This window comes from Microbulbifer thermotolerans (assembly GCF_001617625.1).
Taxonomy (GTDB): domain Bacteria; phylum Pseudomonadota; class Gammaproteobacteria; order Pseudomonadales; family Cellvibrionaceae; genus Microbulbifer; species Microbulbifer thermotolerans.
This window is the reverse complement of sequence record NZ_CP014864.1, coordinates 388282-406802: the sequence shown is the minus strand read 5'-3', so window position 1 is coordinate 406802 and position 18521 is coordinate 388282. Positions and strand designations below refer to the sequence as shown.

General features: G+C 61.6%; 14 protein-coding genes. 8 read left to right on the top strand and 6 right to left on the bottom strand.

Annotated features, from left to right (window positions below):
- Positions 1–15: 15 nt before the first annotated feature.
- Positions 16–420 carry a MerR family transcriptional regulator gene (locus A3224_RS01635; RefSeq protein ID WP_067150610.1) on the bottom strand — a complete coding sequence of 135 codons (405 nt, stop codon included), beginning with the start codon at positions 418–420 and terminating at the stop codon, positions 16–18.
- Positions 421–641: 221 nt separating this feature from the next.
- Positions 642–1730, bottom strand: a complete 1089-nt coding sequence (locus tag A3224_RS01630; protein WP_067150607.1) for a hypothetical protein — start codon at positions 1728–1730, stop codon at positions 642–644.
- Positions 1731–1832: 102 nt separating this feature from the next.
- Here A3224_RS01630 and serB point away from each other — a divergent pair, with 102 nt between their 5' ends.
- A complete protein-coding gene (gene serB / locus A3224_RS01625) occupies positions 1833–2954 on the top strand; it encodes a phosphoserine phosphatase SerB (RefSeq protein ID WP_067150604.1) in 1122 nt (373 codons plus the stop codon).
- A 30-nt stretch (positions 2955–2984) separates the two neighbouring features.
- Here the strand turns inward: serB and A3224_RS17390 are convergent, their stop codons facing one another.
- The 4 genes from A3224_RS17390 to epmB form a co-directional block, all read right to left on the bottom strand.
- Positions 2985–3110 carry a hypothetical protein gene (locus A3224_RS17390; protein ID WP_265966517.1) on the bottom strand — a complete coding sequence of 42 codons (126 nt, stop codon included), beginning with the start codon at positions 3108–3110 and terminating at the stop codon, positions 2985–2987.
- Between the two features lie 85 nt (positions 3111–3195).
- Positions 3196–5148 carry a M1 family metallopeptidase gene (locus A3224_RS01620; RefSeq protein WP_067150601.1) on the bottom strand — a complete coding sequence of 651 codons (1953 nt, stop codon included), beginning with the start codon at positions 5146–5148 and terminating at the stop codon, positions 3196–3198.
- 96 nt (positions 5149–5244) lie between these two features.
- Positions 5245–7332, bottom strand: a complete 2088-nt coding sequence (locus A3224_RS01615; protein ID WP_067150598.1) for an EAL domain-containing protein — start codon at positions 7330–7332, stop codon at positions 5245–5247.
- 151 nt (positions 7333–7483) lie between these two features.
- Positions 7484–8500 (bottom strand): EF-P beta-lysylation protein EpmB, encoded by a 1017-nt coding sequence (gene epmB, locus A3224_RS01610; RefSeq protein WP_067150595.1) that lies wholly within the window; start codon positions 8498–8500, stop codon positions 7484–7486.
- 317 nt (positions 8501–8817) lie between these two features.
- On the opposite strand from epmB, the gene A3224_RS01605 reads away from it, so the two are divergent.
- The 7 genes from A3224_RS01605 (at position 8818) to A3224_RS01575 (ending at position 18511) form a co-directional block, all read left to right on the top strand.
- The gene (locus A3224_RS01605; RefSeq protein WP_197463030.1) at positions 8818–10131 is read left to right on the top strand and encodes a 3-dehydroquinate synthase II; all 1314 of its coding nucleotides are present in this window, start codon (positions 8818–8820) and stop codon (positions 10129–10131) included.
- Between the two features lie 79 nt (positions 10132–10210).
- A complete protein-coding gene (locus A3224_RS01600; RefSeq protein WP_197463028.1) occupies positions 10211–11314 on the top strand; it encodes an SDR family oxidoreductase in 1104 nt (367 codons plus the stop codon).
- 10 nt (positions 11315–11324) lie between these two features.
- Complete coding sequence (locus A3224_RS01595) at positions 11325–12734, top strand: hypothetical protein (protein ID WP_067150589.1); 1410 nt, start codon at positions 11325–11327, stop codon at positions 12732–12734.
- A gap of 7 nt (positions 12735–12741) precedes the next feature.
- A complete protein-coding gene (locus tag A3224_RS01590; RefSeq protein WP_067150586.1) occupies positions 12742–14520 on the top strand; it encodes a class I adenylate-forming enzyme family protein in 1779 nt (592 codons plus the stop codon).
- Entirely contained in the window at positions 14490–15761 is a 1272-nt protein-coding gene (locus tag A3224_RS01585; protein WP_067150583.1) for a hypothetical protein, read from the top strand. The genes A3224_RS01590 and A3224_RS01585 overlap by 31 nt, the downstream gene beginning before the upstream one ends.
- A gap of 36 nt (positions 15762–15797) precedes the next feature.
- Positions 15798–16535 carry an ABC transporter ATP-binding protein gene (locus A3224_RS01580; protein WP_067150580.1) on the top strand — a complete coding sequence of 246 codons (738 nt, stop codon included), beginning with the start codon at positions 15798–15800 and terminating at the stop codon, positions 16533–16535.
- Positions 16535–18511 (top strand): outer membrane lipoprotein-sorting protein, encoded by a 1977-nt coding sequence (locus tag A3224_RS01575; RefSeq protein ID WP_067150577.1) that lies wholly within the window; start codon positions 16535–16537, stop codon positions 18509–18511. The genes A3224_RS01580 and A3224_RS01575 overlap by 1 nt, the downstream gene beginning before the upstream one ends.
- Positions 18512–18521: the final 10 nt, after the last annotated feature.

Genomic DNA, 18521 nt, shown 5'->3' with positions numbered 1-18521 from the left:
GTAAAAATTCTCTCGTCAGTGATCGGTGTTCTGTTCCAGGGCGGCGCGAGCCCGGGCCTCGGCCTCGTCCAATTCGCCCATCAGACTCTGGATATCGCGCAGCTGCTGATGCAGTTGCGCGCGTTTTTGTTCAATGGCGGCCAGCAGCCGTTGCAGCTGCTCCACATTGCCCCCGGCCGGATCGTACATATCGATGATTTCCCGGCTCTCCTCCAGGGAAAATCCGAGCCGCTTGCCGCGCAGTATCAACTTCAGCCGCACCCGGTCCTCGGGACTGTATATACGGGTCTGCCCCCGGCGGGCGGGACTGATCAGCCCCTTGTCTTCGTAGAAGCGGATAGTGCGGGTAGTGATGTCGAACTCCCGCGCCAGCTCGGAAATACTGTAGCTGGCGGGCTCTTTGGCGGCTTTGGCTTTCATGGAATCTCCTCTGAACAAGTCAGAGACTAGCAAGAGTTTACGTTAACGTAAACGTAAACCACCTGTTCAAAACGGACTAGTCCAAGGCTGTCGGTCACTCATACGACAGGAAGCATTAACAAGCACGAGTGAGCGCTTTGAGGGGAGCGGGGCGCTCAGGCGGGGGAAGCTATGTCGACAGGGCAGCAGTGCCCTGATACTCCGGGGCGAGCCCTAGAGCCTCAGGGCTCAGAGGTTGCGTGACTATGCACTAGTTGGCGCAACTGGTTATCCAGCAGTTTCTGATAGTTCGGTGTCAGGCCGGTGATCTCGGCGCCCCAGCTGGCGTCGTGCCGCACTATGCGCCCGTCAAGAGAGGGGTTTCCCAGCAGCTCCGGGTGCAGGGACAGGCCGCGAGTCTGGGCGAGCAGCAGTTCGCTGGCAAAACCGAATACCGAAAGCTGTGCCGGCACCACCGCCAAGCCCAATTGCAGGCCCGCGGCGCGGGTGGCGCCTTGCAGTTCGCGCAATAGCAGCCCGCAGCAGACAGCCCGGAAAGCCGCATCCTCGCCGCAGAATCCGAGCCCCTGCTGCGGGCCCGCATGTTTCAGGGGCTGGGCATCGTATATGCGCCCGAGCAATTGCAGCTGCCCTTCCAGTGCCCGCTCAAGCTTCTCCAGAGCGCTGCGGCTCAACTGGTTGCCGAGCTGGGCCCAGTTTAACGGGCGCAGGTAGAGGCCGACGGCGACCTCAGGGACCGCTCGAGGCGTCGGCACCGCCTGCACCAGCGGCAGCTTGCGGCGCCGAATCAGACTCGCAGCCGCCAGCGCAGCAGCGGCGGATATCGGCAGTGCGAACACCAGGCACAGCAACAAACTAGCCCAGGGGAAAGGGATGTCCCCACCGGGCAAGAGATTGACGGTGACGCTGCCGGCGATACTGTCGTGCAGTACCACCGGCGCAGTCACCGACTCGCCGCTGTGAATGTCCCCCACCTGCGCCAGCGCATTGGACTCCACATCGCGAATGGAGACCCCTGTGATAGCCGGCAGCGCCAATACCTGTTGGCCGAGCAGCTGTATGCTGATGCGGTCACCAGCGACGATTGGCTCCAGGCTCTGTGCGGCGAGAAACTTTGCCGCCGCCTCCGCCTCGGCGCGGTCCCTGGCAGTGGCGGCCGCTACCTGCTGGCCGTGATAGTGCCCGAGCGCTGCGCCGCAGAAGAGCGCCAGCACCAGCCAGATAAGTGCTGCCAGCAACTGCTGCTGCGCCTTCTGTGGCAGGGCGGTTATGCGTTCCGGCAATTGTTTCAGGGACAGTGAAGCGATCATAGGTTTGGCGCGTTGTTGTGTTCCTTGCGCGGATTTTAGCGAATTACCACCCCGGGGCTATAATGCGCGGTTCCATCAGTCACGGCCGCAGGGACCATTGCCATGGGCGAACAAACCACCGCACGAGAATTCCACCTGCCCCTGGAGCAGATTGCCGGCGCCTCCGCTGACGGCGCCCTGCGCTATCTGGAATACCGCGGAGACATGGCGCGCCTCGGCCTGGCAGTGAATGGCGAACCGCCCTTCGCGGATGCCGCCGCCAGCGAGCCCGCGCCACCGCCCGCCGAACCAGCACCGGTATCGGCACCCTGGTGCGTCACCCTGCTGTCCCCCGCCGTCACCCTGTCACAGCTGCGACAGCTGCTGACTTTCTTCGCGGAGCACGGTTGGCCGGTGACCGGAGTGGATACCCTGGCGCAAAGCGATACGCGCACAGTGCTGCGCTTTCAGATCGATGCGGTACTGGACTTTTCTACGGCCAAACACGCCTGCCTGCAACAAGCGGAGAAGCTCAAGGCCGACCTGGTGCTGCAACCGGGAGACAGCCAGCGGGTGCCCGCCCTGGCGGGTTTTGACATGGATTCCACACTGATCGATGCCGAAGTGATCGACGAGCTGGCAAAAATCACCGGTATCGGCGAGCAGGTTGCCGCCATCACCGAGGCCGCCATGCGCGGTCAGCTGGATTTCCGCCAGAGCTTCAAAAAGCGCATGGCGCTGCTCAAGGGCTTCCCGGAAACCCGCCTGGCGGAAATCGCCGCCGAACTGCCGCTGAAAGACGGTGCCGCAAAGCTGCTCGGTGCCCTGCGCGCCCTGGGCTGCAAGACGGCGATCCTCTCCGGCGGCTTCACCTATTTCGCCCACTATCTGCAGAGGGAGCGGCTGCCGGTGGATTTTGTGCACGCCAACCAGCTGGAATTCGCGCAGGGCGCACTGACCGGCGACGTGATAGAGCCGATAGTCGACGGTGCGCGCAAACGGGCACTGCTACAGCAAATGGCGGAAGATTTGGGGCTGGGCCTGGACAGAGTGATTGCGGTAGGTGACGGCGCCAACGATATTCCGATGCTGAACCTGGGCGCTCTGGGCATCGCCATTCACCCCAAACCCAAGGTGCGTTTGGAAGCGCCCCAGGCCATTAGTGGCTTCGGATTGGATGCCGCTCTGTACCTGTTCGGCCTGAATGATGCCCAGATAGGAAAACTGACGCAGAGCGGCCTGTAGCCGCTCCGGCAAAATAGATAAAGCTGGGGTTCAGAGATCCGCGTGGGGAAACGGCAGGCTGCGGGGTTTGTCTCGCTCCGCGCAGACATTGTTGTCACCGCTACAGCCGCCGGCCAACAGAGCCAACAGCAGCAGAGAAACCAGTCTTTTGCTCACGATAACCTCCATTCACTCGCCGAATCGCGGATTTCGCAAAGTGTTCCGCGCTGAATAGCTCAGCGCGGAATTTTCCGCTAGGAAATCAGCCCTGCTCGTCTCCGTAGATAACACGGCTGTTTACCTTGACCGTCAGCGGGTGGTAGCCGGCCTTGGCGTTCTCGAAGATACGCGCGGCTTCGTCCTTCTTACCCGTCTCCACCATGGCGCGGTACAGCGGGCGCACAAATTTATTGCGGCCGATACCGGTGAGGAAGCTCTCCAGACGGGCGTAGGCGGGCTGGTAGTCGTTGCGCACGGCGATCATCAGCCAGCTGAAGGCGACCTCGTTGTTTTTGGACTCGGTGAGACCAAAGGCAGCGTCCAATTCTTTCAGCTGCTCTGCGCTCAGTTTTTCCGGCATGCCGTCGAGGAAGTATTTCCACTGGTGGAAAGTCCAGCCCTGGGTATCGATATCTCCAGCGCGGATTTTTCCGTCCAGCCACTGCTGGCGCACCGGGTCCAGCTTGCTGAAGGCGTCCGACATTGGGTGCGGGGCGCCCTCGGGAATACCCGGTTCATAGATCCACTGGCGGACCCGCGCGGCATCGAGCTTGTCCGGATACTGCTTCAACAGCGTTTTTTCCAGGTAGGCCAGGAAATCTTCCGTGGTAATGCTCTGGAAGGAGAAGTGGTTGAAGTAATCGAGCAGGAAGCGGTCGAAGTTCTCGCGTCCGACTTTCTGCTCCAATTCATACAAGAAGAGAGAGCCCTTCTCATAGGGAATATTGGAAAAGGCCTCGTCAGGATCGCGACCGCGCAGGTCGATGGCCATAATCTCATCTTTGTCGGGGCGATCGGCGAGATCCGCCTGCAGGTCATCGTAGCCTAGCGCCATTTCCATCCGGTAGCGCTCATCGCCGTAGATAAGCTGCATGATACGATTGGTCAGATAAGTGGTGAAGCCTTCGTTCAACCACAAGTCGCGCCAGGAGGCGTTGGTCACCAGGTTGCCGGACCAGGAGTGCGCCAGCTCGTGGGCGATAAGCGCCACCAGGCTCTTGTCCCCGGCAATAACGGTCGGCGTGATAAAGCTCAGGCGCGGGTTCTCCATGCCGCCAAACGGGAAGCTGGGCGGCAGTATCAGAAGGTCGTAGCGATCCCAGCGGTAGGGGCCGTAAACCTTTTCGGTGGCCTCCAGCATGGATTCGGTATCTTCGAATTCCTTCGCCGCCGCATCCAGCAACACCTTTTCCGCGTAGACACCGGTGCGCTCGCCCATGGGTTTAAACTCGAGGTCGCCCACGGCAAGTGCGATCAGGTAAGAGGGGATCGGTTGCGGCATTTCAAATTCGTAAACACCGTCCTTTTCCGCCTTGGGATCGTTGTTTGCACTCATCACCGCGCGCAGCGCTTTCGGCGTGCGGATGGTGGCCTTGTAGGTAATACGCACCTGGGGGGAGTCCTGCAGCGGGACAAAACTGCGCGCGTGTGTAGGCTGAGCCTGAGTGAACAGGAAGGGATGTTTTTTGCCGGCGGTCTGCCGCGGCTCCAGCCACTGCACACCGGAAGCACCCGGAGAAGTGCGATACGCAATGGAGACGCTGGTGGCGCCCTGAGGCAGCTGAATTTCCAGCGGCGTACCCAGGTGGCTGTCCTTTTCCCCGAGACGGAATTTCACCGGCGCCATATCTCCGCCCTGCCCCGCTTTCACCTGTTCGATTTCCAGGTCGCGGGTATCCAGTACCAGCGGCGGGTTCTCGTCGGTCAGCCGCTCGACTTGCAACACTGCCTCACCCTCGAGCACTTTGCGCTCGAAATCCACAGTCAAATCCAGGTCGAGGTGCTGTACCCGGTAGTCGCCGGTATTGGCAAGGGAGTGGTAGTCGACACCGGATTCCGGCATCGCCGCCGAAGCGTGTTGCGAGTCGGCATCTGCCGCTGTGGAGGCGGGGCTGTCCGCCCTGTCGGACGTATTCGGTGGCTCCGATTTCGCACAGCCGCCTGCCAGCGCAAGGGCGCCGACAAACAGGCTGGTAAAGAGTAAGCGGGACATCATGGGATGGCTCCAAAAGTATTCTGCTTATTTAAATCGCGGCACAGGATACCCGAAGCACAGCAAATGATGAACGCGCCCTCAGAGAAGACGGCGCAATCAGTCGAGACTGAAGTCGAAGTTCATCTCATCCGCGGGCGGCTGTACATAGTAGCCCTGGATGTAGTCGGTGCCCGTCTGCCACAGGGTGGGCAGCATACTGGCCTGTTCGACATGAGGCACGATCACCTTGATGTCGCTCTCCCCCAGCTGCTGGATCAGATTGGCGAGGGTATCGCTACTCTCGCCCTCATCCTGCACTTCGCGCACGAATGAGGGGTCCACCTTGGCGACATCCACATTCACATGTTCCAGCGCCTTAAAGGGGTTGAGCCCAGTGCCAAAGTGACAGATAGCGACGCGACAGCCGAGCTCCCGCACCTGATTGCTGAAATCCCGGGCCGCGTGCAGATTGCTGTTGATATCCTCCTGCCGCAATTGGAAAACCACCGATTTCGGCGGCACCTTGGCGGCCTTAAAGGCCACCCCCAGCCAGGCGGGCAAGCCGCTGTCGACCAGGGAGGCGGCGGTGATATGCAGCAGCAGTGAAATATCCTTGCCGGCGGCGCGCTGCGCGGCGGCCGACTTGATGGCCGTGAGTATCACCCAGCGGTCCATTTTGCTGGAGAGGCCAGCGTCTCCCAACGCCTCGAGGAAGGCCACAGGCGCCAGTTCATCCTTGCCGTCCACCAAGCGCACCAGCACTTCATACAATTGCTCGCCAGTTCCCTGCAGGCTGAGGATGGGCTGATAGAGCAATTTCAGATTGCCGGCTTCCAGAGCCTGCACCACGCGGGCGCGGCGGTAGGTATCAACGTCACCCTCCTGGCTGGTATCCGGTTCATAGAGTGCAACTGCGCCGCCCTGCTCACTCTTCGCCAGTGCCTGGTCATGCGCCTCCAGGGCCTGATCCAACACTTTCTGGGCGCCGGCGGAGGCTTCGCTGAACAGAGAAATCCCCACCGATGCGGTAATCTGCACTGTTTTGCCCGCGGCATCGAAAATAGTGTCCGCGATTTTCTTCACGATTTCCTCGGCGCGGTGTTCGGCGCTGTCCGGGGTCGTGTCCGGGATCAGCAGGCAGAAGCTCTCCTCCCCGTAACGGGCCACGATATCGCCGCGGCGCAGGCTGGACTGCAACAGTTGCGCCAGGCCTTTCAGCATGGCATCCGCGCCGGCTACGCCGACCGCCTTCTGCACGGCTTCTTCGAAGCGGTCTACCTCGATATACATCAGACCGCCAGTGCGCTGGGAACCGGCGGCGGACTTGATCGCCGAGTCGAATAGCTGCAGGAAATGCTGTCGGTTGTAGAGGCCGGTGAGCGGGTCCCGGTTTTTGATATCGCTGAGTTGCGCCTCCAGCTGCTCGGCGTCACCGCCGCGGGCGGCGATACGCACCTGCAGGCAGCGCTCTTCGTCATAGATGGTGGAGAGCACCTCGGCACGGGTAGGCAACTGCTGGCCGGAGGCGGTTTTAGCGGTAAATTTCCACTCCTTCGCCTCCACTTCGTTATTGTCGATGGTGCACTGTTTGAGAAATTCGCGCGCCTCTTCCTGCTCGGCTTCAGCCAGCATATCAATCAACGGCTGGTACTCGACGTCCTCGTTGCTCTTGTAGCCGAAGCGCTCGGCGAAGGACTCGTTGGCATAGACGATCAATCCGTCCGAGATATAGGCGATGGCATCTTTGGAGCTATCCAGCAGTTCCTTGGCGCGCTGCAAGGTGGCGTGGTAGCGACGGTCGTGCAGACGCGCCTGCCGGCGGTTATCCAGGGCGGTCATCTCGCGCTGTATCACCAGCAGCAGGTGCTGGTCTTCGTCTACGGTGACGACATCTCGCGCCCCCAGCTTCAACCCCTCCACCACCGGTTGCGCGCCTTCGCGTTCGGTGAGCAGGATCACCGGCACGTCTTTTTGCAATTTGCTGATGGTGCGCAACGCCACTGCCGCGGGCAACTGTTTGCTACTCTCTTCGGCAATCAGCAGGTCCCAGGTTTTGTCCTGCAGTAACTTGGTCAGCGCCGCCTCACTGGCGACATGCTGGGCCCGGTTGGAACGGCCGGCATTGTGCAACATGCTTACCAGGCGCTGGGCCTCGGAAGGCGTGTCGTGGATCAGGAGAAGTCGGATGGTGTCGTTGCTGCTCATTCTACGCTCTTTGATGCCTGACTGCGGCACTACAAGTGCGGGATTTCACACAAAGCCGCGAGCCGGGTAGTTTAGGGGGCCGCGGCAGTGGGGTACAAGGGCGGAAGGAAGAGCGAAAAGCGATCCAGGTCACACAAATTCGAAAAGGCGGCTAGAGCGGCGACTTGGACCTCTGTCCCGGAATCTCCCGCACCAGCCTCGGCACCAAGTAACCGGGCATCCGGTTGCGCAACTGCTCTACCAGCCACTGGGCGCGGCCCGTCTCCACCTCAAAGTGGGCGGCCCCCTGCACCCGATCCAGTTGGTGCAAGTAGTAAGGCAGGACGCCGGCATCGAAAAGTGCTTCGCTCAGGTCTGCCAGCGCGCCGACACTGTCGTTGACGCCACGGAGCAGCACGGCCTGATTGAGCAGGGTCACGCCACCGGCGCGGAGCTTTGCCAGCGCGGCCTGCACTTCGCCATCGATTTCATTGGCGTGGTTGCAGTGCAGCACCAACACCGGCTTCAGGCGCGTGCTGGTAAACCAGTGGACCAGCTCATCGGTTATCCGGCTGGGAACGACAATCGGCAGGCGACTGTGCACCCGCAGCTTGTCCAGGTGCTCGATCTCTGCCAGCTCCTGCGTCAGCCGGGCTAACTGGCGGTCTCCCAGTACCAGCGGATCGCCGCCACTGAGAATCACTTCGCGCAGCTCGTCTCGTTCGCGGATATAGTCCAGCGCCTCCTGCCAGCGCCCCCCGCTCAGGTGGTTGTCGCCATAGGGGAACTGGCGGCGGAAGCAGTAGCGGCAATTGACCGCGCACTGGCCCGCGGCGATCAGCAGCAAGCGGCCGCGGTACTTGTGCACCACACCTGGCACCGGATTGGCACGCGCTTCGTCAAGGGGGTCGGCGCTAAAGCCCGTATTGACCTGCAGCTCCGGCGCACCCGGCAACACCTGCAGCAACAGCGGGTCGCTCGGGTCCCGGCGGCGCATGCGTTTCAAGAACGGCCTAGGCACCCGCAGAGGGAAGTCGCCGCTGGCGCGCAGGGCTTGGGGCAGCTGGGCCGGGTCCAGGCCCAGCAACTCGATCAATTCCGCGGGGTCGGTCACGAGGTCCGCCAGCTCCTCCTGCCAGCGTCGCTGTTCCAGAACGGTTATTTCGCCCACTGCTGCGTTTCGCGCCATACCTCCCCCGGGTGGAAAAAAGCGCATTGTAACAGTGGCACAACCCAAACGGCGAAACCGACCCGAAACCAACTACAGAATTCGCGCAGATTGAACGGCGCTGATTAACACTGCTAGCGGTCTCCGACACCCCTCAATTCTGCTAGGTGACGCCCCTCCCTCCCTTAAATAGTCTGCAGTCAATTCAAACGGCCGCCGGTTGTAGGCAGGGAAGCCTTCCGCAGTTGTTGTGCTCTCTCTGTCCCCGCGCAAGCCGCCAAGGAAGTGCCGATCCCGGTCGACGGTTAATCCAACCACCAGCAAGTCAGGAAACCGATATGGAACAAGTGCAGAGCAAACGCCCAGCCGCGGAAAAAACCTCTCGCAAGAATGGCGCAGCCAAGGCAACACCGTCCAAACGCGGCCCCACCACGCCACTCGAACCGGCGGCGCCAGCCAACACTGCGCTCTTCCCGGTTACAACCGAAGTTCCACAAAGCCGTGAACATTTACTCTGGTACGACTCCCGCGTGCTGGCGACCATGGACGAGGACTCAAGCAAAGCGATCGTCCAACGCCTGGGGCAAGGCCGCTACAACGGCATAGTGCTTTACGCCGACAATATCGCAGAAATGGACAAAGCGGTTTCACCGCGCCTGCAGCGGATACTGCATTTGGAAACCCTTGAGGACTGGAATCACTTCACCGAAAAGGCCGGGGCTGAAAGTGACGGCAAGCGCGTGGCGGTTATTTCCAGCTATGAGCCTCAAGTACTGAACGCGGCCCGGGCAGCTGGATTCCGCACCAGCCTCCGCATGCATGTGGACAATGCCACCAGCCTGCACGCCTCCTTTCACCTGGGAATGCACTTCGACCACCTAATGGTCTCTTTTAAAGATCCCACCAATATCCCCCTGGAATTGGTCATCGCAGAACTGCACAAAACCAATACGGTTCTGCTGAAGGAGGTGCACCAGGATGTGGACGATGCGGTCATTGCCCTCGGCGTGCTCGAACTAGGCAGCGACGGCGTACTGACCTCCTTTACAACAATGGAACAGTTCGACCGCTTCGCCAGCAAAATGGACGCCCAAGCGTCGCCCAGGATCGAAATCCAGGTGGGTGTGATCGACCGCATTACCCACCTGGGACTGGGCTACCGCGCCTGCATAGACACCACCCACATGTTCAACCCGGATGAAGGCATACTGGTGGGTTCCACCTCCACCGGCGGCATCCTCTGCTGCCCGGAAGTGTTCCATCTTCCTTACATGGAGCTGCGTCCCTTCCGCATCAACGCTGCCTCGGTGCACAGCTATGTCTTTCAGAGCAACGACCGCACCAGCTACATCAGCGAACTGCGCGCCGGCAGTCAGCTGACTACGGTAAACGCCCGCGGCGAGACCCGGCAGATTTACGTAGGGCGCACAAAAACCGAGATACGGCCACTGCTGCTAATCGAGGCGACCTTCCCGGAGAACCGCAAAGTCAACATCATCATGCAGGATGACTGGCACGTGCGGATTTTTTCCGACGAGGCCAAACCCCTCAACGTCACCGAACTCAAGCCCGGCGACCGCGTACTCGGTTTTGGTACCGAACCGGGGCGCCACGTGGGCGTAAAAGTCGATGAACACATCATCGAACTTTGATTCCTCCACCCGGTGGGCAGGGCTATCCCCGGCGACGCCCACCGCTTCCCCATCAACCGGATAGAAAAGGAGAGTGGAAGTGCATCAGGTACTGATTACCGGCGCCACCGGCTTTGTCGGCAGCGCCCTGGCCGCGAATCTTCTGGCCCGAGGTGCCAAAGTGACCGCCGTATCCCGCAATGACCCCGACGGCGTGCGGACCACAGAGGCAATACTGACCGCGGCCCGCGGATGCGGGCTTGACGTGAGCGGCGCAGTAAAACATCACCTGCGGGTACTCAATATCGACTTCGCCGACCTGGAGGATGAGCTAGCCAACGCCGGACTGGAGGAAATCACCGAAATTTGGCACGTGGCCGCGGAGATGAGCTACTCCGCCCACAAATTGGGGACCTCCTTCGATACCAACGTCGGCAACAGCGCGCGCCTGTACGAAACCGCCGTGCGCTGCGCCCCCCGCTGCCGCCGCTTCTACTATGTATCCACCGCCTATGTCGCCGGTATGGCCGGCGGCCCGGTGCGCGAGGAATTGCACGCCAGGGGCCGCATGGTCAACACCTACCAAGTCACCAAGTGGAGCACGGAACAATCGCTGCATCTGCTGTATCTGCGCTGCGGCCTGCCAATCACAGTCTTCCGCCCAACGGTGGTGGTCGGACACCGCCACACCGGTTGGGCGCACCGCAACGGCTTCGGTTTTTACATGTTCCAGGACGCGATGATCGCCATCGCCGCTGCCGGTCACAGAGAAATCACCGTAGATCTGCTGCCGGAGGCGCGGCCAGATTTGGTTCCGATCGACCAACTCTGCACCGACGCCTGCGCCCTGACACTGCGCAGAGATACCGGTGACGCCTTCGAGGTATTCCACTCCAGCGGCGGTATTCAAGTGCGCATGGAGGAAATCGTGCGCATCTGGGGACAGGTGGCCGGTATCGACGCCCGCCTTGGCACCCCCACTACCGCAATGGAACAAAAATTCGACCGCGCCGTGGCCCCCAACCGCCCCTTCGCGCGCACCGAGTGGCAATTCCAGCGCTCCCGCCTGGATGCCGCCATCGACCTCGAACAGCCGGTGCAACCACTTTCGCGCGACGAACTCCACGCCCTTTGCCGCTGGTATGCAAACGAGTCTTCCACCGCGAACGAAGGCAACGCAGCAAGAGTGGCCGAAGCCATCTAAGGGACCCAAAGTGACCAGCCTGACCACCTCTGCAACCACCGACGACAGCCTTGCCGGCAAACGCGCCCTGGACGCGCTGGCCGAAGTATTCATACACCTCGGCGATATGGCCAACGTCAACACCAATCAGTTACTGATTGTCAGTGGCCGGCTGGATCCCCTGGCACTGGAACAGAGTGTGCAGCGCGCAGTGGCGCAGATCCCATTATTGCGCTACCGCCCGGACGACGGTCAGCTGCGCCCCTTCGATACTTCCACCACCCGCTGGGTGAAGCACCTTGAATACGCCGCCCCCTGTGATTTCAACGACGCAGCCTTCCGCCGCTTGTTAATGAATTTCAGTTCAGAGCATCGCCTGCGCTGGCGCGAGCGGCCGCCACTGCAGTTACTGCTGGTTACCGGCAACGGCGGCCACAATTCCTGCGTTTATCTGAGCAGTCATCACGGCGTCGCCGATGCCCGCAGCGACTGCCTGCTATTGCGCGCCATCATCGGGCACTACGCCCATATTACCGGGGTACCCGGTGCCACAGCCCCCGGAGGCGAACTGCCTTTCGCGCCCCTGGCGGAAATACGCCCCGGCTGGTTCCGCCCGCGAGTGCGTGGACACCGCTGGCTGCGGGCCCTGGGCAGTGTCGTTGCGGATTTACTGCACCGCGATATCGGCTTCACCGTACAACTTCAGGGACAGCGCTGGGAGGGGATGGCAGCCGATCCGGATATAGGACAGCTGGACTTTTTTCACAGTCTGCTGCCACGGGAACTGGAGGCGCGTCTGGGACCAGCGGCCAAAAGCGCAGGGGTCACCATTAACACCCTTCTATGCGCGGCGCTGGCGCGGTTAATGGAGTCCACTGGCAGCCACCATCGCGGCACACTGCGCATCACTTGTGCCATCAGCCTGCGGCGCCTGATCGAGCATCACCACGACCGCAGTTTCCGCAACTACCTGGTGCCCAGCGGCATCCGCCTGCGCACTGGCCAACAAACTCCAGCCCTGCTGCACAACCTGCATACAGCTATTTGCCGGGCGCGCAGCGACCGGCAAATAGGCACTGAACTCGGACGGCTGGAAATCCTGCTGCCACTGCTGCGGCTGCGCTCCCTGCGCGGCCCCGCGCGACACCTGCTGAATCTGTGCCAGGGCACCAACGCCTGCTACTCGAATCCCGGGCGCATCGAGGAGGACTTTTCCTCCTTCGGTTCCAGCGAACACCGCACCCAAAGTTACCTGGGCTTCGGCTGCCTGGTACCCCCGTACGATTTCATTCTGTACACGCCCACCGTCAACGGCCGCATGCAATTGGACCTGGTTTACCGCCGCGCGGCCTTCAGAGATATCCACAGGGAATTCGCCGCACCCTATCTAGACGCCCTGCGGCACCTGTTGGAAGAGCTGCAATCCCCACCCAGGAGATAAAGCCAAGATGATGAGCTACGCAATCGCCGCTATCGCCACCCTGCTTTTCGCCTACCTGCTCTTCGCCGCCGCACAGCTGGGCTACTTCGGCCGCCTGTCTCTGCTGGCCCGCTGGGACGATCGCGTAGACCGCGCGCTGGAATTCGCTATGCGCCGCCACGGCGACCGGAAGCTGGTGGAGCTGACCAGCCCCCTGAGCTGGACAGACGAACTGCACTGGAGCACCCCTCGGATTCTGACCACAGTGAAAAAACTGTCCGCCTGCTGGCACCATTTGGGGGTCGAACAAGGGGACCGAGTGGCCATCTACAAGGCCAACCAGTTCGACTACTTTCTATTTTCTGTAGCCGCACTGCGCATCGGCGCCATCGCAGTACCGATCAACGCCAATTTGGCCGCGGACACAGCCGCTGGCTATATGGAGCGGCTGGGTGTGCGGCTACTGATCACCGACAGTGATGCCTGGCGGAAACTGACAGGGCAGGGAGAAGAACTTCTATCACAGGATATCCGACAGATAGTGCTAACGGACACGCCCCGTCATGCTGGCTGTCATCGCGTACACAGCTTGACGCGGCTGCTGGATGAAGCACTGCCCACGCCCCCCGAGCGCCCCCGAGGCCCCGAAGATCCCCTCTACATAGTGCACACCTCCGGCACCACCGGCGTCCCCAAGGGCGTGATCCTCAAGCAGGAGGGCTTAGCCCAGTCGCTGCGCTCCATCATTCTGTTCAACCCCGTTTCCACCCGCGATCTGGCCTGCTTCGCGCTGCCGTTGAATCACCAGGTTTCACACCTCTATCTGCACGGGGTGCTGTTAATGGGCGTGCGTTGCATAGTCAACCCTCAAATGGCGGCCCCCGAGCTGGTACGCCAGCTGCACGAGCGAAAACCCACTGTGTTTTTCGGATTCCCAATCACCTACACACGCCTGCTGGAAGCTGGGGTCACGGATCAGCCGCTGGACAGTGTGCGCATCTGGGGCACAACCGCGGACGCCAGCCACGAGGTACAGCAGCGCGCCCTAATTCCCCACGGTTCCTTTTTTACCCGCCTCGGTATCCCGCTGAAAGGCTCACTGTTTGTCGACGGCCTAGGCTCCAGCGAGGTGGGCATCGCCGCCCTGCTGCGTATCGCCACCCCCTGGACCAAGAAATTCTCCCGCCGAGTGGGGCGCCGAACGCCACTCGGCCCCGAGATAAAAATCGCTGACGCCGATGGTGTCCCGGTCCCCAGAGGCGAGGTCGGTCGTCTGATGATTCGGGGCAAGAGCATGTTCGGCGGCTATTGGAATGCCCACGACATTTTCTATTCCGCTACCCGCGATGGCTGGTGGTTCACTGGCGACATGGTGTGCGAAGGCGAAGACGGTGAACTGGTGCACCTGGATCGCGAGGTAGACGTGATGCACACCGCCCGCGGTCCCGTATATACCCTGCCACTCGAAGAGATAGTGCTGAAGCAGGAGGGCGTTTTAGACACCTGCGTCTTCGGCGTCCGCCCGCGCGCAAATGGACCGGAAGTACCCGCAGCAGTGGTTGCCCCACAGGCCAATGTGCGTATCCCCGACGCGGAAACCCTGCGGCGCACACTAAACGCCCTCCTGCCCGAGGAACAACAGCTGATCCACCTGTGGGTGATTAGCTGGGAAGAGTTCCCAATAGGTGCCACCGGCAAAACCCTCAAGCGACACCTGCGCGAACGCTACAACACCCTGCTGCAGGCACAACAGAAACCCATAGCGGAGGCGGCTCCATGCGAAGCCAGTGCACTGCAGTCCGCCTGATTCCAGCACTACTGACCGCCGCGATCTGCGCCGCGCCGTCAGCCGCCGATAACGACTGGGCCTTTGACAGCAGCGGCGGGCAAAAAACCTGGAGCTCCGACTACGAGCTCACACTGCAGTTGATCCGGGAGCGCGAACAACTCTTCGCCCCTCTTTCCACATCCTGGAGCGGCGGTGACAACACCGAGCGCAGCGCCGCCGAGCTGCGCCTAGACCTGCAGCTGCGCTGCAATAGGAAGCCCTGCGACGGCACGCGCGTGGTTCTAAAACCGCGCCTGGCCCTGGAAGACGACGAGCGGCCTCAGGCCATGCCGGACCCGCATCCCGATTGGCTCGCCGAAGGCTATCTGCTGCGCGAACTGGACGGCGGCAGCCGCATCGGCGCCGGCAAGCGCCTGATTGGCTGGGGGCCATCGCTACTTTACAGCCCCACCAACCGCCTGTTTCCCGACAACGGCGCCGTAACCCCCCGCCGCGATATCCCCGGTAAACCCATGCTCTTCGCAAGCACCACTATTACATCCCGCGGCCGCGCCAACCTACTATTGGCGGACCCACGACTTGACCCGGTGGACGGCATTGAGAGCGGCGGCACCTTCACCCTGGCTCGCGCCGAGTGGAACTGGGTGGAGAGCCGCATCGCCACCCTGGGTGCTGTAGCTGGCGGCGGCGGCGGTTTCCGACCCTATATCGGCGGCTATTTCCAACACGGTCTCGGTGAAGCCTGGACCATTGGCATTGAAGCATCCGCATCGCGCGGCTATGCCGAGACCGCCAGCGGCGCCGAGCCACTGGCACAGAACCGCTCACGCTGGCGTTGGGACGGCGTTTTCAATCTGCGCTACGGCGCCACATCCGGCGCAGAGACAGGCCTCGAACTCATCTACAACGGCTATGCCCAGAGCGATAAGGAACTACTAAATCCCACACTCGCCGCCCTACCTTCAGCCGGGCGGGGCCCCTCCAGAAATAGGCCTCTGCACCCCTTCGCACAGCGCCACTACGCGCTGCTGCAAACCACCTGGCCAAAGTTGTTCGGCGACCGCCGCTGGGGCCTGACCGCACGACTGCTACAGGGTTTGGATTCCGCCAGCAGCAGTAGCTTCGCGGAGCTTTCTTACAGCCCCAGCGACGACGCCACCGTTTATTTGGGACTCTCGCGCAGTCGTGCTGGCAAAGCGCTGGAAATGAGTCAGCCGGTTACCCGCAGCGCTTATTTGGCTCTGGACGCCTTCTTCTGATGGGAAACACAACAGCGAAATTTAAGGAGAGAGGAAATGAATTTGGTGGAATTCGAATCGGTCACCAAGCGCTACCGACTCGGCGAAGTGGAGATCACCGCTTTGGACGCTGTCAACTTTGCCGTACGCCGTGGTGACTTTGTCGCCATCACCGGGCCCAGCGGCAGCGGAAAGACCACAATGTTGAACCTTATCGGCTGCCTGGACAGTCCCTCGTCAGGGGAAATCCGCGTATCCGGCCGCCCCGTCAGCAGTCTCGATGACCATGCTCTGGATCAACTGCGCAGCCGCACCTACGGCATCATCTTTCAGAATTTCAATCTGGTGCCGGTACTGACCGCTCTGGAAAACGTCATGCTGCCGCTCCATTTACACAAGATTTCCCAAGAAGAGCGGCGGATGCGCGCCTGCGCGGCCCTGGCTGCCGTCGGTCTGACCCGCTTCGCGGACTTCCGTCCCGACCAGTTGTCCGGTGGCCAGCGCCAGCGGGTCGCGGTCGCCCGCGCCCTGGTCACAGAACCCAAACTGATTCTGGCCGACGAGCCCACCGCCAGCCTCGACACCCCCAGTGCCCTCTCATTGGTGGAATTGATGAAAGAGCTGAACACCGAGCGGCGGGTGACCTTCGTCTTTTCCACCCACGACCAAAGACTGCTGCAACACGTCAGTCGAGTTGTTGAGCTCCGCGACGGCAAATTATCTGCTGACCGCCCCACCGCCGGCGACAAAGCCGACACCTCTGTATTACCAAGCAAAGACAGCGAGGTGGCGTAATGTGGTCCATGGCTTTCCGCAACCTCTACCGCGATCGCAGGCGCACCCTGGCCACCATCATCGCTGTGAGCGCGGGTCTGTTCGCAGTGCTGATGTTTCTCGGCTATATCCGCTTCGTGGAGAGCTCCCTGGCCTCAGTGGTCATCTACCGCGATGCCAATGCGCATGTGCAGGTCTACCGCAAAGACGGCCCGGAACAATTGGCGGCGAGTCCGGCACAGTACTCGCTCGACAGCGCGGAGCAGGCGTTGATTCACCGCACCGCCGCCGAATTGACGCATTTTGTGCGCGCTTCCAATCAGTTGATGGGTGTCGGCATGGCACAAGCGGACAGCGAAAGCGCCGTTTTCCTCGCCCGCGGCGTAGATCCTGAGTTCGAAACCGCGCTACAGCAACACAGTCCGCTGGCCGCATCACCCCCGCCCCGAAATGGTCTGCTGCTTACCACTCAGTTGCAGGACCTGCTCGGCCGCCCGGATAAAGGCAGTTATCTGCAGTTGTTCGGCGCCTCCTACGCCAACCGCATGAACGCCATAGAGGCGCCACTGACTGGCGACTTTTCCACCGGCATTGAAGCCATCGAAGACAAAGGGCTCAAAGCACCTCTGGATTTGCTGCAGTCCCTGTACGACACCGATGCCGTCTCGCGGGTGGTTATCCAACTAGACGACCGCGTTCACAGCGGCGCCTTCCGCAACCAATTGGCGGCGGCGCTGGAGCGGCAGCAACCCGGCCGCTTCGAAGTCACCACCTGGGACCACCCGCAAATAGGCCAGCTTTACACCAGCTTTATGGGATTCTTCACCATGGTGTTCGCCTTCACCGGTATCGTCGTGTTCACCATTGCGCTCACTACCATCCAGCACACGGTGGCGATGAACGTGGCCGACCGAACCCGCGAGATTGGCATTCTGCGCTCCCTCGGGTTCAGCCGCGGACGCATCGCCGGGCTGTTCGTGCGCGAGAGTCTATTAACAACCCTGGCGGCAGCGCTGGTCGCCACCGCTCTCGCCTACACGGTCATCGCCGCACTGGCACTGATCGGTGTGCAAACCCAGCTGCCGCGCATCGCTGAACCCACCGCGCTGACCCTACAGCTGCCGCCCACCTGGGCTATCGGCGCCATCGCCTGCGCCTGTGCGGGAATCACTCTTGGCGCCTTACTCACCGCGCGCAAACGAGTCGGAGGCGAAGTGCGCCCCGGGCGCCGCGGCGTGCCCCTGACCCGCATGTTGGCATCCGCCGCCTGCCTGCTGCTGGCCCTGCCGTTAACGGCGCCCGCCGAGGAGGTGCCGGATGAGGAAACCATGCGCAACTGGCTCAAACAGGCTGACCTGGCTCGCGGTGGCTGGGGCAGTTATATGTGGAAGCTGAGCATACACACCGAAGACCCGGCTGGCGCTACGGACACCGACTACGATATCGCCGTGCGGAACGGCCGCGCCCTGGCGATGACCACCGCGCCGCGGCGCTACCGCGGGGAAAAGATACTCATCGCCTCCCGGGCCATGTGGTACGCGAAGCCGGGCCTGCGCAAACCGATCAGCATCAGTCCCCAGCAGCGCCTGGTGGGCGAAGCAGCCAATGGTGACATTGCCGCGACTCAATACGCCCGGGACTACTCCCCAGAGTATTTGGGGCCAGTGGAGTTGGACGGCATCCCCTGCCACAAGCTGAAACTTACCGCCGCCACGGACAGCGCCACCTATGAAGCCATTATCTACTACCTAGATCGGCGCAGCCGCCTCGGCGTCAGGGCCGAATTTCTGACCGCCAGCGGCATGCCCCTCAAAGTGGCGCATTTCGAGTACGGCAACCGGGTACAGATCAACGGCGAAGCGCGGCTCTTTGTATCGCGCATGAAAATCGTCAACGCCAACTTCCCCGAGCGCTACAGCCTTCTCCAGTACGACCAGGTGATACCCGCTGATCCTCCGGAAAGCCTGTTTTCCGTCGACACACTGATGACCCTTTAGGAGCACAGAT